This window comes from Nocardioides sp. InS609-2 (assembly GCF_023208195.1).
In the GTDB taxonomy this organism is placed as follows: domain Bacteria; phylum Actinomycetota; class Actinomycetes; order Propionibacteriales; family Nocardioidaceae; genus Nocardioides.
Genome location: NZ_CP060034.1, coordinates 3,623,297 through 3,640,674 on the forward strand (window position 1 = coordinate 3,623,297; position 17,378 = coordinate 3,640,674).

Below are 17,378 nucleotides of genomic sequence, written 5' to 3' on the forward strand. Positions count from 1 at the left end.
GTCGAGGTGACCAACGAGGAACCCAGGTTCCGCCTTCCGGGACGCTCTCCACGCGCGATGCGATCCGACGACGAGGACGCCCGGCTCGCCGACCGCATCACGCAGCAGCTCGCGTCACAGTGGGCATTGATCCGGTCTGAGCGCCGCGCGGAGCCGGCGCCTCTCGCCACAGGCCCCTCGAACTTCCGCCGGGCGGAGGTGCCGTGGGGCCTCGACCTCGCAGCGGCGTGGGGTTGGCGATTCCTCGTGATCGCCGTCGCGGGCTACGTCATCGCCCGCACAATTGCCTTCTTCGGCCTTGTCACCCTGCCGCTGGCCGTGGCGCTCCTGATCGCGGCGCTGGTCTCGCCGGTCGTCCGCGGTCTGGTCTCGATCGGTCTGCCACGGGGCCTCGCCAGCCTGCTCGTCGTCATCAGTGGCATCGCCCTGGTCGGGTTCCTGCTGAGCGTCGCCGGGCAACAAGTCGCCAGCGGCGCCTCCGACCTCGCCGACCAGGTCGTCCGGGGGCTCGACGAGATCAAGGACTGGCTGCGCACCGGTCCGCTGCACGCCTCCGACAGCCAGATCAACGACTACATCGACCAGGCCCAGAAGGCCATCACCGAGCGCAGCAGCGACGGCGAGCTCGTCGGCCAGCTCACTGAGTTCGGCGCCGCGCTGAGTCACGTCGCCGCAGCCTTCTTCATCATCTTGTTCTCCAGCTACTTCTTCCTCGCCGACGGCGACCGCATCTGGGGCTGGCTCGTGCGGCTGGCGCCTCGGGCGGCCCGCGAGTCCATCGACGGGTCGGGCCGGGTGGCCTGGATCTCGCTGACCCAGTTCGTGCGGGCCACCGTCATCGTGGCGTTCACCGACGCGATGGGTGTCGCGATCGTCGCCGCCGTGCTTGGCCTTCCGTTCGTGCTCGCCATCGGCGTGCTGGTCTTCCTCGGCGCGTTCGTCCCGATGATCGGTGCCACGGTCGCCGGCACCGTCGCGGTCCTCGTCGCGCTCGTCGACCAGGGCCCGTTCACCGCGCTGCTGATGCTGGGCGGCGTGATCGTGGTCCAGCAGTTCGAGGGACACGTCCTGCAGCCCTTCCTGATGGGCCACTTCGTCTCGCTGCACCCACTGGGCGTCATCGTGGCGATCGGGTGTGGCGTCCTGACGGCCGGCGTTGCCGGTGCCCTGATCGCGGTGCCCCTCGCTGCGGCCGTCAATGCCGTTGTGCAACATCTGGCGCAGCGTCCTCCGGACGAGCCCGACCCCGAGGACATACCCCCGCTCGCCGACGATCCGGGGGAGACCGACGACATCGACATCAACGACGACGAGCACGGAGAGGAGGTCGACAGTGACCCAGCACCGCGCTGACCCGACTGCCGAGTGCACCCTGGCCGACATCGAGGCAGCTCGTACGACGATCGCCGGGACCGCCATCTTGACGCCGATGGAGGAGTCCCGCTGGCTGTCGGCGCTGGCCGGCGGTCGCGTCGACCTCAAGTGCGAGAACCTCCAGCGCACCGGCTCGTTCAAGATCCGCGGCGCCTACGTGCGTATCTCGCGCCTCACCGCCGAGGAGCGCGCGTACGGCGTGGTCGCCGCATCGGCCGGCAACCATGCGCAGGGCGTCGCGCTCGCCGCGACGAGCCTGGGCATCAAGAGCACCGTCTTCATGCCTGAGGGGGCGCCGATCCCCAAGGAGAAGGCGACCCGTGCCTACGGCGCGGACGTGGTGTTCCACGGGCGTTACCTCGAGGACGCACTGGTCGCGGCCCGGGCGTTTGCCGCCGAGACCGGCGCCACCTTGATCCACCCGTTCGACCACGTCGACATCGTGGCCGGTCAGGGCACGGCGGGGCTGGAGATCCTGGAGCAGTCGCCCGATGTGCGCACGGTGCTGGTGCCGACCGGTGGTGGCGGACTACTGGCCGGCGTCGCCATCGCGATCAAGGCCAAGCGGCCCGACGTGACGGTCATCGGCGTGCAGGCCGAGGGTGCCGCGGCGTTCCCCGACTCCCTGCGCACAGGCGCTCCGGTTCCGCTCCCGTCGATGAAGACGATGGCCGACGGCATCGCCGTTGGCTGCCCGGGCGAGATCACGTTCGCCGCCGTTCGTGACCACGTCGACGAGATCGTCACCGTCTCCGAGGAGTCGCTCTCGCGGGCGCTCCTGGCGCTGGTCGAGCGCGCCAAGATGGTGGTCGAGCCCGCCGGCGCCGCTGCTGTGGCCGCCATGCTGGACGACCCGACCCGCTGGACGACCCCGACGGTCGCTGTACTCTCCGGCGGCAACATCGACCCGTTGCTGCTCGGCAAGGTGATCCGGCACGGCCTCGCCAGCGCCGGCCGCTACCTCTACCTGCGCGTCGTCATCCCCGACGTCCCCGGCGGGCTGGCCAGCCTGTTGACCCAGGTCAGCGAATCCGGCGCCAACGTGCTCGAGGTCGCGCACGAGCGCATCTCGCCGACGCTGAGCCTCGACGAGGTCGAGGTCAGCCTCCAACTCGAGACGCGCGGCGAGCCGCACGCCGAGGCCGTCAGGTCCCGGCTGCGCGAGCGCGGCTACCGCGTCTACGAGTAGACCTGACGGCAGGGGCTGTTCCGGGGGACTGTGAGGCGCGCGCGCCTACAGCTCGGGTCTCGGAGTCAAGAGTTCCCCGCGGCGCTCTTGACTCCGAGCCTCTCCCGACCTGCTTGAGGTGGCTCAGCCCTGATAAGGCTTGGCGTTGACGATCTCGACCTTCATCGACTTGCCATTGGGAGCGGTGTACTTGATGACGTCGCCCTTCTTGGCGCCCAGGATCGCAGCACCGAGCGGCGACTGCGGGGAGAACGTCGGGATCGTGTCGTCCTCGATCTCGCGGGCGCCGAGCAGGAACGTCTCGGTCTCGTCGTCGCCGACGAAGCGGTAGGTCACGACCATGCCGGGCTCGACGATGCCGTCGTCGGGCGGGGTCTCGCCCACCTCGGCGCGCCGGAGCATGTCCTCGAGCTGACGGATGCGGGCCTCCTGCTTGCCCTGCTCGTCCTTGGCCGCGTGGTAGCCGCCGTTCTCCTTGAGGTCACCCTCGTCGCGCGCCGCGCTGATGCGGTCGATGATCTCCTGGCGCTGAGGGCCCTTGAGGTCTTCCAGCTCGGCCACGAGCTTGTCGTGGGCGTCCTGGGTCAGCCAGATGGTCGCCTGTTCGGTCGACTGGGTCATGGGTTCACTCCTGTGGGACAAAGCAAAAACCCGCCGGGCTCCGACGTGGGCTCCGGGAGCGCACGCGTGCGATGAGCGGCCCTAGCGGGTGGAACTGGGACTACCGGACCAGTTTAGCAACGGGCCCGTCAAATCGTCCCGTTCAGCGTGGACGGGGCTGGCCGGGGGCCGTGCACCCGATGTTCTCGATGCTCGTCGCCTCGCGTTCGGTGCGTACGGCGACCGAGTTGCGGCCGTTGACCGGCTCGAACGTGAGCTCACCGACCGTGGTGTGGTCGGCCGAGTAGGCGCGCACCGTGCACGACGCGTCGACCGCGTCATCCACGGAGACATCGATCTCGGCCGTCGTCTCGTGCGTGGAGACGACGGAGAAGCCGACCAGCTCGCTGCGCACGTCGGGGGTGACGTGGAACCACGCCGTCCAGCCCAGCCAGCCGAGGCACACCGCAGCCACGCATACGACCGCGATCACGACCAGCCGGCGGCGACCGGCCGTCGGCGCGCCGTACCGATCGGCGAGCTCGGTCTCGGACGTCATGCGGTCAAGCGTGCCACCCACGCCCCTGGCCACGGCGCGCGGGTGATGGGCCAACGCGTAGCGTCTCGGGCATGCAGACACGAACCATCGGAAACGACACCGTCGGCCGCGTCGACGTCGGCGCGATCGGCCTCGGCCTGATGACCTTCGACCAGAGCGGCACCCAGCCGCGCGAGCAGCTCGCCGACACGGTCCGCGCCGCGCTCGACGCCGGGGTGACGCTGTTCGACAGCGCGGACGCCTACGGTCCGGGCGAGGAGCTCGGGGCCGACGCGCAGGGCGCCAACGAGACGCTCATCGCCTCCCTGCTCGACGAGCTCGGCGTGCGTGACCAGGTCTTCCTGGCCACCAAGGGGGGCCACGTGCGCACCGAGGGCGGCGGCTGGGCGCTCGACAGCTCGCCCCCTCGCCTGCGCGCCGCCGTGGACGCCAGCCTCGGTCGCCTCGGCGTCGAGCAGATCTCGCTCTGGCAGCACCACCGGCCCGACCCGGAGATCGACTACGCCGACGTCATCGGCACGCTCGCCGAGATCGCCGAGTCCGGCAAGGTGCGGATGGTGGGGCTCTCCAACGCCGACCCCGACCAGATCCGGCTGGCCCACACGGTCCTCGGCGACAAGCTGGTTTCGGTGCAGAACCAGTTCTCCCCGGCCTTCCGCAGCAGCCGCCCCGAGATCGACGTGTGCGAGGAGCTCGGCCTGGCCTTCTTGCCCTGGAGCCCGCTCGGCGGCCTGTCGGACGCCAAGGAGCTGGCCGACAAGCACCCGGGCTTCGCCGAGGTCGCCGCCGCCCACTCAGTCAGCGCCCAGCAGGTCAGCCTGGCCTGGGAGCTCGCCCAGTCACCCGTGGTCATCCCCATCCCCGGTGCGAAGCGGCCGCAGTCGATCACCGACTCCGCGGCAGCCGCGCACCTCGCCCTCAGCGCCGACGAGCTGGCGCTGCTCGACCGGGAGTGACCAGCAGGCGTCGGGGGCACGAGCGGCGGGACCTAGACTCGGGTCATGCCTGATCGCCCCTCCGGCCTCCGCCTGATGCACGTGCACGCCCACCCCGACGACGAGTCGAGCAAGGGGGCCGCGTCGACCGCGATGTATGTCGCCCAGGGCGTCGACGTCCACGTCGTGACGTGCACGGGTGGCGAGCGCGGCTCGATCCTCAACCCGAAGATGGACCGCCCCGACATCCTGGCCAACATCACCGAGGTGCGCCGCCAGGAGATGGAGCGGGCCCGCGACATCCTCGGCGTCCGCCAGGACTGGCTCGGCTTCGTCGACTCCGGCTGGCCCGAGGGGGACCCGCTGCCGCCGCTGCCCGAGGGGTGCTTCGGGCTGGTGCCGGTGGAGGAGGCGGCCGAGCCGCTGGTCCGGCTTATCCGCGAGTTCCGCCCGCACGTCATGACGACGTACGACGAGAACGGTGGCTACCCGCACCCCGACCACATCGCGTGCCACCTGGTGTCGGTCGCGGCGTTCGACGCAGCCGGCGACCCGGAGCGCTATCCCGACGCCGGTGAGCCGTGGCAGCCGCTGAAGCTCTACTACCACCACGGCCACAACCGCCCGAAGATCCAGGCGCTGCACGACGCGATGATCGAGCACGACCTGGAGTCGCCGTGGGCCGAGCGCCTCGCGGAGTGGGAGCCCGACCCGGAGCGCGACGCCCGCGTCACCACACAGGTGGTCTGCTCCGACTGGTTCGGAGTGCGTGACCAGGCGCTGCTGGCGCACGCCACCCAGATCGACCCCGACGGCTTCTGGTTCGCCATCCCGCGCGAGATCCAGGAGAAGGTCTGGCCGACCGAGGACTACGAGCTCGTGGTGAGCCACGTCGCTTCCGAGACACCGGAGGACGACCTGTTCACCGGCATCACCGACCCCGCCTGAGAGGCTGGTCCCATGTTCGTCCTGCTGATGACCACGCTGTCCTTCACCGACAAGGCGCCCGAGGACGCGGACGTCAAGGCCGGCTGGACCGCGCTCATCGTCTTTCTGCTGCTCATCGCCGCCGTCGTGGTGCTCTCGTTCAGCCTCGTCAAGCAGCTGCGCAAGGCGCAGGCCGCCAAGGACTCGGGTGTGTACGGGGACGAGCCGGTCGACGACTCTGTTGACAACGGGGCCGACAACGGGGCCGACGACCAGCGCTGATCAGATTCCGGCGAGGTCCTCGTCGGGCAGGCGCACCATCGCCTCCGGCGCACGCGGGTTGCGGCTGGCCCACACGTAGTAGACGAGCCCGGGCACCAGCAGGCCGACGATCCACGAGATGTCGGCGCCGCCGAGTGACTCGGTGATCGGGCCGGTGTAGAGCGACTGCGCCAGGAACGGGATCTGTACGAGCACACCGCCGACGTACGTCGTGATGGCGATGAGGTTCCAGCGGCCGTAGCGCCCGTCGGGCTGGTAGAGCGCGGGGATGTCGACCCGCTCCTTCGACACCAGGTAGTAGTCGGTGAGGTTGATCGCCGACCACGGCGTGAAGACCATCAGCAGGAGCAGCACGAAGTTCTTGAAGTTGTTGAGGAAGTCGGCGCTCGCGGCCAGCGCGATCAGTGCGGCGGCGAGCAGCATCACGCTGATGAACACGGCCCGGGCCGACTTGCTCATCGCCTGGCGCCCGGTGAAGCCGGTGACGATGGTGGCCGCGCACATGAAGCTGCCGTAGGCGTTGAGACAGGTGACGGTGAGCTTGCCGATCACGATGACGAGGTAGATGAGGCCGGCCAGCACCGCCGGGCCGGCGAGCTCGCCGAGCCACTCCACCTGGTTGGGCAGGAACGCATCGCCCGCCACGGCCGCGACGATCACGCCGAAGGTCATCGAGAGCTGCGAGCCGATGACGGTGCCTGCGTACGTCGCGCCGAAGACGCTGCGCTCCGGCGTGCTCTCGGGCAGGTAGCGCGAGTAGTCCGCGACGTACGGGCCGTAGGTGAGCTGCCACCCGGCACCGAGGGCGACGGCGAGCAGGAACGGCGCACCACCGAACGAGTTGTCGGCGAAGGCAGCGCCGACGTCTTGCTGGGTGAAGAGGCGGATCGCGAGGTAGCCGAGGCCGACGACGCCGATGACGGCCGCTACCTTCCCGACCATGTGGATCAGCTGGTAGCCGAACGTCGCGATGATGCCGACGAGTACGACGAAGATGATGATGCCGATCGCCGGGGCGTCGACCCCGAGCAGTGCGTTGATGGCCTGACCCGACAAGACGGTGCCGGTGGCGGTGAAGCCGAGGTACATGAGGATCACCAGCACGAGCGGGATGGCGGCGCCGTACACACCGAACTGGGCGCGGCTGGAGATCATCTGCGGCAGCCCGAGCCGCGGGCCCTGGGCCGAGTGCAGCGCCATCACGACGCCGCCGGCCAGGTTGCCGATCAGGAGCCCGATGATCGCCCACAGCGCCTGGTTGCCGAACACGACGGCGAGCGCCCCGTCGACGACCGCGGTGATCTGGAGGTTGGCGCTCATCCAAAGCGTGAACTGGTTCATCGGTGACCCGTGGCGCTCGTTCGCGGGGATCACGTCGATCGAACGGCGTTCGACGGTGAGGGCTCGCTGGGGCTGCTGCGTCATGAGGTTCTCCTTCGGGTCACCGACCATCACACTCCTGGACCGCCCGTGCTGTGAAGTGGCCCGGGTCACGCAGCATCTCGGATTCGAGACGAGTGCACGTTGTCAGCGGCGGGTCAGCCGCACCAGCGCGTCCCAGGCGGTGCGCTGCTCCTCGCCCCGATGGTCGCCACTCTCGACGAGCCGGGCGACCCGCTCGGCTCGGGCGACGTCGACCGGCACACCCGACGACTCGGCGTCGGCGAGCACGTCCTCGGCGCTCATCAGGACCGACGGGTCCTGCGGGCCACCCGTGCCCTCGGCGATGTTGGTGGCGTCGTGCGAGACCCACAGCAGCGTGCCGCCGGGGCGTAGTGCGCGTACGGCGCCGGTGACCGCGGCCAGGCGATCGGCGGCAGGCACCTGGAGGTAGGCGATGACCACCAGGTCGACCGGCCCGGCGGGCACGAACGTCGTCGCGTCGGCGCAGATCCACTCGACGCCAGTGGCGCCGGTGGCCTCGGCCACCCGGCGGCCCTTGTCGAGACCCACCTGCGAGAAGTCGACCGCCGTCACCTGCCAGCCCTGCTGGGCCAGCCAGATGGCGTTGCGGCCCTCGCCGGCGGCCAGGTCGACCGCGCGACCCGGTGTCAGGTCGGCGCACTCGGCGGCCACGAACTGGTTGGGCCCGGCCGACCAGACCAGGTCGGCCGCGGCGTACCTCTCGTCCCACAGGTGTGCGTCCATGCGTTCCTCCTCAGCTCATCGCCCGATAGCGGTCCAGCAGGTGCGGCCAGTCACCGAACCTGGCGCGGCTGTGCGCGTTGCCGGCGTCCCAGCCGCCGTGCTCGAACGTCACCCGGCAGCCGTCCGGATCGTCGGCGAACCGCACGTCCAGGGTCGTCGGGTGCCCGGGGTCGATCGCGAGGGTGAAGGTCTGCGCGAAGTGCTCGCCCGGCTCCCACACGGTCACCACGCCGATGGAGTACGGCGGGCTGTCGCGGTGCCGCAGCGCGACTGTGCCACCGACCTGCGGGCTCACGCTCATGCCTTCATAGGTGTCGGGCTCGGGCGTGTACTGCGCGTCCCACCACTCGCCGTACCTGGCGGTGAAGCGCTCGAACGCCTTCTCTGGAGTGCCGGCCACGACGAGCTCGTGCCGGATGGGGCCGAGCGGCTCGGCCTCAACGCCCTCGACCGCCTCGTGGAAGCGGATCGAGTTGCCGAACGGGTCGATCACCGTGACGACGAGGCCCCACGCCTCGTGCTCGAGGCCGGGACGCAGCATGTCGTAGTCGCGTGCGTGCAGCTCCGCGTGGAGCGCTCGGGCGTCGCTCACGTTGACCATGACCGTGGTGCCGGGCGTGCCGTCACCGTGGTGCTCGCTCAGGTGCAGGCGTACGGCGCCGCGCGAGACCTGCGCATAGAGCGGCAGGCGTGGCTCGAACCGGTGCTCCCAGTCGAGCGTGAAGTCGAGGTAGCCGACGTAGAAATCCTTGGCCAGCTGCTCGTCGAAGATCCGCAGGATGGGCACCGCTTCCAGCAGGTCGTCCATGGAGCGAGACGCTACGCCAATCCGCCGTCACTCCCGCTCCGAATACTCGTTGGTTGAAATTGAGCACATCTCGGATGCTGAAGGGAACCGCATGACTTCCACGTTGCCGAATCCCGCACCACTCGACGAGAGCCCCCGCGCAGGCGTGAGTCGCCGCAGCTTCATCGGGTACGTCGTCGCCTCGACCACGCTGGTCGCCGCTGCTGATCTCGCGCTCGGGACTCCCGCGTTCGCCGCGATCCCGAGTGGTCCGCAGATCCCCGAGCTCTACGACCTCGAGGACCTCCAGACCGACGCGGCCCGGCCGACGGCCAACCTGATCACCATCACGATCAACGAGGACGGCACCGCGACGTTCGCGATCCCGCGGTCGGAGAACGGTCAGGGCATCACCACGTCGACGGCCATGATCATCGCCGAGGAGCTCGACCTGCCGCTCGAGAAGGTGCAGGTCACCCTCGCCAAGGCGCGCCCCGAGCTCGTCTTCAACCAGCTCACCGGTGGGTCGAACACCACCGTGTCGACGTACACGCCGGTGCGCGTGGCGGCGGCCATCGCCAAGGGCGCTCTGCTCGACGCCGCCGCGATCGAGCTCGGCTCGGTCGTCGCCTTGCTGAAGTCGAAGAGCGGCGTCATCGAGGCGCCGGACGGCAGCTCGGTGACTTACGGCGAGCTCGCCGCCAAGGCCGCCAGCTCCACGACGAGGCGGGTCGACGTCACGCCGAAGGCGCGCAGCGACTTCGCGGTGATCGGCCGGCCGGTCAACCGCGTCGACGCCCGAGACATCGTGACCGGCAAGAAGCAGTTCACGATGGACCTCGACATCCCCGACGCCCTGCCCACGATGGTGTGCCGGCCGCCGACGCTGAACGGCTCGCCGAGGGCGATCCAGAACGAGGCTGAGGTGCGCGCCATGCCCGGCGTCACCGACATCGCCAAGGTGCCGACCGGCATCGCTGTTCGGGCCGAGACGTTCGGCCAGTGCATCGAGGCGATCCGGGCGATGCGGGTCGACTGGAACGCTGGCACCGTCGAGGGTGAGTCCGACCAGACGATCCTTGCGAAGCTGAAGAAGGCCGAGCTGCCGCTCGCCGTACCCAAGGTGCCGATCCTCGCCAAGACCGTCGAGGCGAAGTTCACCTTCATGTTCCGCAGCAGTGCGGCCCTCGAGCCCTACTGCGCCATCGCCGACGTGAAGCCCGACCGGGCGGAGGTCTGGGCCGGCCTGAAGTCGCCGATCGTGGCGCAGGGCAACATCGCCAAGGCCATCGGCCTCCCGCAGGGCGCCGTGACGGTCAACGTCGTCACCGGAGGCGGGTCGTTCGGCCACAAGCTCTTCGGCGACCACGCGATCGAGGCGGCCCGCATCTCCAAGGCGATGGGCAAGCCGGTGCGCCTGATGTGGCACCGCGCCGACGAGCCGCGCCAGGGCCGCGTGCACCCGATGTGCACCTCGCGCATCCGCGCCACCCACCTCGCCGGCCAGGTGCTGTCGTTCGAGCAGCGGCACACCAGCGTCAGCACCGACTTCAGCCATGGCCTGGGCGAGATGCTCACCGCCATGGCGGCTGAGCTGCCCGGTGGCGTAGGCAACGAGCTCGGCTTCTCGGAGTCGATCTTCACGCTGACGCAGGAGCTGCCCTACAACTTCGGGGTCGTCACGCAGCTGCTCAACGAGACCGACCTGCGTTTCAACACCGGCAGCATGCGCAACATCTACTCACCCGACGTGCGCTGCGCCAACGAGCTCGTCGTCGACCAGCTCGCCAAGGCGATGCGCAAGGACCCGCTCGCGTTCCGCCTCGAGTTCACCAAGTCGAAGCAGGTCCGCGCGGTGCTCGAGAAGGTCGCCGAGGTCGGCAACTGGGGTCGCTCGATGCCTGCCGGTACGGCGCAGGGCATCTCGATCCACAAGGAGTACAAGGGCGCCACGGCCTGCCTGGTCGAGATCGACTGCCGCCCCGAGACCGTCAACCGCCCGATCCGCGAGGGCATCACCGGACCCCGTGTCACGAAGGCCGTGTTCGCGATCGACGCCGGCCTGGTGATCAACCCCAGGGGTCTCGAGGCCCAGATGATGGGCGGCTTCTCCGACGGGCTGGCGCTGGCGCTGACCAGCAGCCTGCACCTCAAGGGCGGGCACTTCCTCGAGGCCAGCTGGGACAACTACTTCTACACGCGGCAGTGGAACATCCCGCCGGAGTTCGAGGTGGTCATCGTGCCGTCCGACTCCGAGCAGCCCGGAGGAGCCGGAGAGGCCGGTGTCGCCGCCTCGATGTCCGCGGTGGCCTGCGCCTATGCCCGCGCGACCGGCACCATGCCGACGAAGTTCCCGGTCAACCACGACAGCCCGCTGCCGTTCGAGATCAAGACGTTCATCCCGCCCGTCCCGCCCGCGCCGACCGACGGCCTCGACTACACGTTCTGACTCGGAGCGAATCAATGCCTCAACACACCTTCATCCTGAACGGCTCGACGACCACGGTCGACGTCGACGACGACGTCCGCCTGCTCTGGGTGATCCGCGACGTGATCGGCCTCAAGGGCCCCAAGTACGGCTGCGGCATCAACGTCTGCAAGGCCTGCACCTCCCACTTCAACGGCAAGGCCTTCAACCCGTGCTCCGTGCGGGTCGCCGACATCGAGCCGACCGATGAGATCACCACGATCGAGGGCCTCGCCGACACCGTCGACGGTGACCTGCACCCGATGCAGGAGGCCTGGCTCGAGTACGACGTCGCGCAGTGCGGCTACTGCCAGCCCGGGCAGATCATGGCGGCCGTCGCCAAGGTCAAGGCGGCCCAGGCGGAGGGCCGCGAGATCACCGACGCCGATCTCGACGAGATCCGCAACGTCTGCCGATGTGGCACCTACACACGTATTCGCCAGGCCATCAAGGCTGGTGCCCGGGCGATGTGACTGATTTCGCGGGGTAGTCCGGGGCAAAATGCACCTCCGGGCCGACTCCGAGGTGCGATCTGCCCCGGACTATCCCGACGGCGTTGCGGGGGTCGTCGAGCCCGCCCGCGCCGCCACCGAGGTCGCCTTCACCGCGCCGTACGTGGTCATCGAGGGTGTGTACGCCGTCCCGCAGGGCTCCGACCGGACCACCCCGGCTGACGTCGACCGGGCAGGAGTGCGCATCGGGGTGAAGAAGGGCTCGGCGTACGCCTCTTCGTGATCCGCACCCTGCGGCACGCCACGCTCGTCCGCGGAGACGAGGGCGTCGACGCTTCCCGCGCTGAGGGGCGCGAGGTCGCGGCCGGCATCCGGCATCCGGCAGCCGCTGAGTGCGTATGTCGACGCGAACCCCGACCTGCGCCTGATCGACGAGCGGTTCATGCAGATCCAGCAGGCGGTCGGCACCACGCTGACGCGTACGCCCGCGACCGTGCAGTTCCTGACCGACGTGGTCGACGAGCTCGAGGCGAGCGGCTTCGTGGCCGACTCGCTGACCCGGTCGGGCCAGACTGCCGACCTTGTCGCTCCGTGACCGGCTAACCAGCGGGTCACAGCCGCGGATCCACCGGCTCGGACTCCAGGGCCAGCACGGCGAACACGGCCTCGTGCACGCGCCACAGCGGCTCCCCGCGGGTGAGCCGTTCGAGCGACTCGAGCCCCAGGGCGTATTCACGCAGCGCCAGGGAGCGCTTGTGGCCGAGGTTGCGATCGCGGAGCCGGGTGAGGTGCTGCGGCTCGGTGTAGTCGGGGCCGTAGATGATCCGCAGGTACTCCCGACCGCGCACCTTGATGCCCGGCTGGGCGAGGCCGCGGCGCGCCCGGCTCAGGTTGGCGAGCGGCTTGACCACCATGCCCTCGCCGCCGTCAGCGGTCATCGACTCCCACCACTCCACGCCGGCCGCGAGAGATGCCGGGTCGCGAGTGTCCACGAGGATGCGCCGCGTCGTACGCACGAGATCGGGTGTGGCCGCCACCAATCGGTCGGCGATGGCGAGGTGCCAGCCGTGGTCACGGTCGTGGTGGGTCCGGCCCTGCGTGGCCAGCAACTGGAAGGGCGCGACACTCACGCCGTCGAGGCCGTCGGTGGGCCAGCAGTAGCGGCGGTACGCCGCGGTGAAGGCCTCGGCGTCGTCGGCGCGCCTGCGCGTGCGGTCGAGGAGGTCGTCGACGTCGACCCCGCGGCCGAGGGCTGTCGCGAGCCCCACCGCCGCGGCGGGCAGCACGTGGCGGGCAGCCGCCCCGACGGCGGCGTACTGGTCACGCAGGAGGTCGCCGGCCTTGGCGGACCAGGGGAGCAGCTCGGTGTCGAGCAGCAGCCAGCCCGTCTCGAACTCGTCCCACAGCCCGGCGTCGTCGATGGCGGCCCGCAGCCGGGCGAGCAGCTGCTCGGTGAGAGCGCGGTCGAAGAACGACCGACCCGTGCGCGTGTAGACAGCGCCCGTCTCGCCACCGGTCGCACCGAAGTGCTTGGTCGCGGCCTCCGCGTCCCGGCACACGAGTACGACGGCCCGCGAGCCCATGTGCTTCTCCTCGCAGATCAGCTCATGGATGCCCGCGTTGTCGAAGGCCGAGAACGCCTCGTCCGGGTGCTCGAGCAGGTCCGCCCGCTGCGACGTGGCCGCAGGCGCCATCGTGGGTGGCAGGTAGGGCATCCAGCGCGGATGCAGGGCGAACCGGCTCATCACCTCGAGCGCTCCGGCGGCGTTCTCCTCGCGGATGGTGATGCGGTCGTGGTTGGCCGTCTCCACGATCCGCTTGCCGAGCACGTCCTCGATGTCGAGCTGGTCGTGGTCGCGGGCCGTGCCGGTCGAAACAGCAGTCGGAAACGGCCTGGCCGGCTCGTACCAGACCTGCTCGGCCACCACCGAGACGACGTCCTTCTCCGGGTAGCGCAGCGCCGTCAGTCGGCCGCCGAAGACACAGCCGGTGTCGAGGCAGAGCGTGTTGTTGACCCACTCCACCTCCGGCGTCGGGGTGTGCCCGTAGAGCACCATCGCCGAGCCGCGGTAGTCGTCGGCCCACGGGTAGCGCACCGGCAGGCCGAACTCGTCGGTCTCGCCCGTCGAGTCGCCGTACAGGGCAAAGCTGCGGACGCGACCGGACGCCCGCCCGTGGTAGGCCTCCTTGAGCCCGGCGTGCGCGACAACAAGCTTGCCGTCGTCGAGCACGAGGTGGGAGACCAGGCCGTAGCAGAACTCGGCGACCTCGCGCCTGAACTCCTCGCTCTCTCGGCCGAGCTGGGCCAGGGTCTCCTCGAGCCCGTGACTGACCTGCACCTGCCGCCCGCCGAGCGCCCTGATCAGCTTGTTCTCGTGGTTGCCGGGCACGCACAGCGCATGGCCGGCGCCGACCATGCCCATCACGAGCCGCAGCACGCCGGGGCTGTCGGGTCCGCGGTCGACCAGGTCGCCCACGAAGACGGCGCGCCGGCCTTCGGGATGGGTGGCGTCGACCGGGCGACCCTCGCTGTCACGCACGAGTGCGTAGCCGAGCTGGTCGAGCAGGGCCTCGAGCTCGGCGCGGCAGCCGTGCACGTCGCCGATGACGTCGAACGGCCCGTGCTGGTCGCGGAAGTCGGTGAGCAGCTTCTCCCGCACGATCACGGCGCCCGCGACCTCCTCGACGCTGCTGAGAACGTGCACCTTGCGGAACCCCTCCTTCGCCAGTCCACGCAGTGAGCGGCGCAGCTGGTCGCGCTGGCGTCGTACGACGCGGGCGCCGAAGTCGCGATCGGGCCGCTCTGCGTTGCGGGCGACGCACACCGACTCGGGCACGTCGAGCACGATCGCGACAGGGAGTACGTCGTGTGCCCTGGCGAGTTCGACCAGGCTGCGCCGGGCCTCGCGCTGCACGTTGGTCGCGTCGACGACGGTCAGCCGACCGGCGGCTAGCCGCTTGCCGGCGATGTAGTGGAGGACGGCGAAGGCGTCGGCCGTCGCACCCTGGTCGTTCTCGTCGTCGGACACCAGTCCGCGACAGTAGTCGCTCGAGATCGCCTCGAACCTGCCGAAGTGGTCGCGCGCGAAGGTGGACTTGCCCGAGCCCGATGCGCCGACGAGGGCGACCAGGCTGAGCTCGGGGATGCCCAGCTCGCTCATGACGCCTCCTGACGGTTTGCGTCGGATCGGCTAAAAACCGCCATCTGTGTCGGTGGCCCGACCTCGGCGTCGTCGTCGCCGATCGGGAGGAACGCGACCGTGTAGCCGGTGCGCTCGCACACCGACCCCGCCCAGGCGGCGAACTCGGCGCGGCTCCATTCGAAGCGGTGGTCCCGGTGCCGCATCGTGCCGGCCGCGAGACCTTCGTAGCGGACGTTGTGCTCGACGTTGGGGGTCGTCACGACGACGGTCCGCGGGCGGGCCTGCCCGAAGACGGTGTCCTCGAGAGCGGGCAGGCGCTCGGGGTCGAGGTGCTCGATGACCTCCATCAGCACCACCGCGTCGTACCCGGCAATGCGCGCGTCGCGGTAGGTGAGCGACGACTGCAGCAGCTTCAGCCGGGCGCGCTGGCTGTCGGGCATCCGGTCCAGGTTGAGCCGTCGCTCGGCGAGCTCGAGAGCACGCGGCGACACGTCGACGCCCAGGATCTCGCTGAACGTCGCGTCCTGGATCAGCTCCCGCAGCAGCGCGCCCTCTCCGCAGCCGAGGTCGACGATGCGCGCCGCGCCCTCCGCACGGAGCACGTCGAGCACGGCCTGCTTCCGTAGGGCAACCAGCGGCAGGCTGCGAGGCGGCTCGTGGGTCTCCTCCGGCTGGTCGTCGACCTCCGTCAACCGTGCGGTCGCCGAGGCGACGTAGTCGCGCTGGTGCGCCAGGTAGCGGCGGGTGATCACCTCGCGGGCGGGGTGGGTCGGCAGCCAGGCGCCGGCCGCGCGGATGAGCTTCTCGACCTCGTCGGACGACACCCAGTAGTGCTTGGAGGTGTCGAGCACGGGCAGCAGGACATAGAGGTGCGACAGCGCCTGGGCGACGGTGAAGCTGCCCGTCAGGAGGAGGTCGACGTAGCGCGAGTCGCCCCACTCGGGCACGGTCACGTCGAGCACGATCGGCATCGCCTCCACCGTCCAGCTCAGCGGCTCGAAGAGCTCGCGCACCAGGTTGGCGCCGCCCACCGATGGCAGCACCGGCACCCGGATCTCCAGCGGGAGCGGCTGGTCGACGAGTTCCGGTCGCGCGTCGCACCGGCCGGCCATGGCCGTGCGGAACACCTTGCCCAGGGCCACGGCGAGCATCGACGACGCGGCGTACGGCCTGTCGTTGACGTACTGGCTGAGCGCGAACGTGTCGCCGCCGTACCTCCGGCCACGCACTAGCGTGATCGGGTCGACCTCCAGCAACAGGGCAACCGTGCACCGCTCGTTGGACGCTTCGGGATAGAAGACGTGGGCGACTCCCGCCGACACCTCGAACTGCTGGGCCCGCTCCGGGTGCTTGTGCAGCAGGTAGCCGAGCCCGGTCGCGTCCGGGGCCGTGGAGGTGAGGGTCAGGTACACCGGCGCCATTGTCCACGAAAGCCACCCGGGAGCTGTTTGACATTCGTCAGCGCCCGGTCTCCAGCCGTACGACGGTGACTCCCGCTGTGGTCGCGGGGTGACTCATGGCCGCCAGGGCCGCGCCGGCGTCGCCGAGTCCGATGACGGCGCCGACGAGCCGGTCCGGCCGCAGTGCGCCGGAGGCCACGAGGTCGAGCATCGCCGGGTAGTCGCGGGCGGACATGCCGTGGGAGCCGTAGATCTCGAGCTCCTTGGCGACCACCACTCCCATCGGCACCGGGGGAGTGGCGTGCTCGCCCAGCAGCAGCCCGACCTGGACGTGCCGGCCGCGCGGGCGCAGCGAGGACACGGCGGCGACGGCCGTGTCGGTGGATCCGACGGCGTCGAGGGAGACGTGCGCGCCGCCGCCGGTGGCGTCGACCACACGTCGTACGGCGTCCGGCCCACCGTCGACGAGCACCTCGGCGCCCAGCTCGGCCGCAAGCTCGAGTGCGGACCCGGACACGTCCACCGCGACGACGCGGGCGCCGAGCTTGCTCGCGATCATCACCGCCGACAGGCCGACACCGCCGCACCCGTGGACCGCCACCCACTCTCCGGGTCGCACCCGACCATGCGTCGTCAGCGCGCGGAAGGCGGTGGCGAAGCGGCATCCCAGCGACGCCGCCGTGACGAAGTCCAGCTTGTCAGGGAGCGGGACGACGTTGAGATCCGCTGCCGGTACGGCGACCAGGTCGGCAAACGAGCCCGGCTGGGTGAACCCGGGTTGCGACTGGTCCGGGCACACCTGGGCGTCACCGGCCGCGCAGTAGTCGCACCGTCCACAGCCGCAGACGAACGGCACGGTCACCCGCTCGCCGACCTGTCGAGTCGTCACCTCCGGACCGACCGCGGCGATGACGCCTGCGAACTCGTGCCCGGGCACCTGCGGCAGTGGCACCGGGTCGTGCCCCTGCCAAGCGTGCCAGTCGGACCGGCACACGCCGGTGGCACGGACCTCGATGAGTACGCCGTCCGCCGGGCACTCGGGCGCCGGGATGTCGACGAGGGTCGGTGTCGCGCCGTACGCGTCGTACCGGACTGCCTGCATGCGGGCGATCCTA

At 70.2% G+C, this 17,378-nt stretch carries 17 protein-coding genes; 9 read left to right on the plus strand and 8 right to left on the minus strand.

Annotation, left to right across the window (positions count from 1 at the left end):
• The first annotated feature begins 6 nt into the window (after positions 1 to 6).
• Both H4Q84_RS18730 and ilvA read left to right on the plus strand, forming a co-directional pair.
• Positions 7 to 1,353 carry an AI-2E family transporter gene (locus H4Q84_RS18730; protein ID WP_248580584.1) on the plus strand — a complete coding sequence of 449 codons (1,347 nt, stop codon included), beginning with the start codon at positions 7 to 9 and terminating at the stop codon, positions 1,351 to 1,353.
• 19 nt (positions 1,354 to 1,372) lie between these two features.
• Positions 1,373 to 2,563, plus strand: coding sequence for a threonine ammonia-lyase (ilvA, locus tag H4Q84_RS18735; RefSeq protein WP_248583686.1), 1,191 nt, complete (start codon positions 1,373 to 1,375; stop codon positions 2,561 to 2,563).
• A gap of 123 nt (positions 2,564 to 2,686) precedes the next feature.
• Here ilvA and greA read toward each other — a convergent pair whose 3' ends face one another.
• Both greA and H4Q84_RS18745 read right to left on the minus strand, forming a co-directional pair.
• Positions 2,687 to 3,184, minus strand: a complete 498-nt coding sequence (greA, locus tag H4Q84_RS18740; protein ID WP_248580585.1) for a transcription elongation factor GreA — start codon at positions 3,182 to 3,184, stop codon at positions 2,687 to 2,689.
• A gap of 142 nt (positions 3,185 to 3,326) precedes the next feature.
• Complete coding sequence (locus tag H4Q84_RS18745; protein ID WP_248580586.1) at positions 3,327 to 3,722, minus strand: DUF4307 domain-containing protein; 396 nt, start codon at positions 3,720 to 3,722, stop codon at positions 3,327 to 3,329.
• A 71-nt stretch (positions 3,723 to 3,793) separates the two neighbouring features.
• Here H4Q84_RS18745 and H4Q84_RS18750 point away from each other — a divergent pair, with 71 nt between their 5' ends.
• The 3 genes from H4Q84_RS18750 to H4Q84_RS18760 are packed head-to-tail and all read left to right on the plus strand — an operon-like array spanning position 3,794 to position 5,866.
• Complete coding sequence (locus tag H4Q84_RS18750) at positions 3,794 to 4,678, plus strand: aldo/keto reductase (protein ID WP_248580587.1); 885 nt, start codon at positions 3,794 to 3,796, stop codon at positions 4,676 to 4,678.
• Between the two features lie 45 nt (positions 4,679 to 4,723).
• Positions 4,724 to 5,605 carry a mycothiol conjugate amidase Mca gene (mca, locus tag H4Q84_RS18755; protein ID WP_248580588.1) on the plus strand — a complete coding sequence of 294 codons (882 nt, stop codon included), beginning with the start codon at positions 4,724 to 4,726 and terminating at the stop codon, positions 5,603 to 5,605.
• Between the two features lie 12 nt (positions 5,606 to 5,617).
• Complete coding sequence (locus tag H4Q84_RS18760; protein ID WP_248580589.1) at positions 5,618 to 5,866, plus strand: hypothetical protein; 249 nt, start codon at positions 5,618 to 5,620, stop codon at positions 5,864 to 5,866.
• Here the strand turns inward: H4Q84_RS18760 and H4Q84_RS18765 are convergent, their stop codons facing one another.
• The 3 genes from H4Q84_RS18765 to H4Q84_RS18775 form a co-directional block, all read right to left on the minus strand.
• Positions 5,867 to 7,291 carry a cytosine permease gene (locus H4Q84_RS18765; RefSeq protein ID WP_248580590.1) on the minus strand — a complete coding sequence of 475 codons (1,425 nt, stop codon included), beginning with the start codon at positions 7,289 to 7,291 and terminating at the stop codon, positions 5,867 to 5,869.
• 102 nt (positions 7,292 to 7,393) lie between these two features.
• Positions 7,394 to 8,014, minus strand: coding sequence for a class I SAM-dependent methyltransferase (locus H4Q84_RS18770; RefSeq protein ID WP_248580591.1), 621 nt, complete (start codon positions 8,012 to 8,014; stop codon positions 7,394 to 7,396).
• Between the two features lie 10 nt (positions 8,015 to 8,024).
• Positions 8,025 to 8,822: a glyoxalase superfamily protein gene (locus tag H4Q84_RS18775; RefSeq protein WP_248580592.1), complete on the minus strand. Its 798-nt coding sequence runs from the start codon at positions 8,820 to 8,822 to the stop codon at positions 8,025 to 8,027.
• Between the two features lie 91 nt (positions 8,823 to 8,913).
• Between H4Q84_RS18775 and H4Q84_RS18780 the strand changes: the two genes are divergently transcribed.
• The 4 genes from H4Q84_RS18780 (at position 8,914) to H4Q84_RS18795 (ending at position 12,315) form a co-directional block, all read left to right on the plus strand.
• Positions 8,914 to 11,250 (plus strand): molybdopterin cofactor-binding domain-containing protein, encoded by a 2,337-nt coding sequence (locus H4Q84_RS18780; RefSeq protein ID WP_248580593.1) that lies wholly within the window; start codon positions 8,914 to 8,916, stop codon positions 11,248 to 11,250.
• Between the two features lie 14 nt (positions 11,251 to 11,264).
• A complete protein-coding gene (locus H4Q84_RS18785; RefSeq protein WP_248580594.1) occupies positions 11,265 to 11,741 on the plus strand; it encodes a 2Fe-2S iron-sulfur cluster-binding protein in 477 nt (158 codons plus the stop codon).
• Between the two features lie 28 nt (positions 11,742 to 11,769).
• Positions 11,770 to 12,003, plus strand: a complete 234-nt coding sequence (locus tag H4Q84_RS18790) for a hypothetical protein (protein WP_248580595.1) — start codon at positions 11,770 to 11,772, stop codon at positions 12,001 to 12,003.
• A 159-nt stretch (positions 12,004 to 12,162) separates the two neighbouring features.
• On the plus strand, positions 12,163 to 12,315 hold the full coding sequence (locus H4Q84_RS18795) for a hypothetical protein (protein WP_248580596.1): 153 nt from the start codon (positions 12,163 to 12,165) through the stop codon (positions 12,313 to 12,315).
• Positions 12,316 to 12,331: 16 nt separating this feature from the next.
• Here the strand turns inward: H4Q84_RS18795 and H4Q84_RS18800 are convergent, their stop codons facing one another.
• From H4Q84_RS18800 to H4Q84_RS18810, 3 genes are read right to left on the minus strand one after another with little or no spacing between them, the layout of a single operon-like run.
• On the minus strand, positions 12,332 to 14,881 hold the full coding sequence (locus H4Q84_RS18800) for a polynucleotide kinase-phosphatase (RefSeq protein ID WP_248580597.1): 2,550 nt from the start codon (positions 14,879 to 14,881) through the stop codon (positions 12,332 to 12,334).
• Positions 14,878 to 16,284, minus strand: a complete 1,407-nt coding sequence (locus tag H4Q84_RS18805) for a 3' terminal RNA ribose 2'-O-methyltransferase Hen1 (RefSeq protein ID WP_248580598.1) — start codon at positions 16,282 to 16,284, stop codon at positions 14,878 to 14,880. The genes H4Q84_RS18800 and H4Q84_RS18805 overlap by 4 nt, the downstream gene beginning before the upstream one ends.
• Positions 16,285 to 16,321: 37 nt before the next feature.
• Positions 16,322 to 17,365 carry a zinc-dependent alcohol dehydrogenase family protein gene (locus tag H4Q84_RS18810; protein WP_248580599.1) on the minus strand — a complete coding sequence of 348 codons (1,044 nt, stop codon included), beginning with the start codon at positions 17,363 to 17,365 and terminating at the stop codon, positions 16,322 to 16,324.
• Positions 17,366 to 17,378 lie beyond the last annotated feature (13 nt).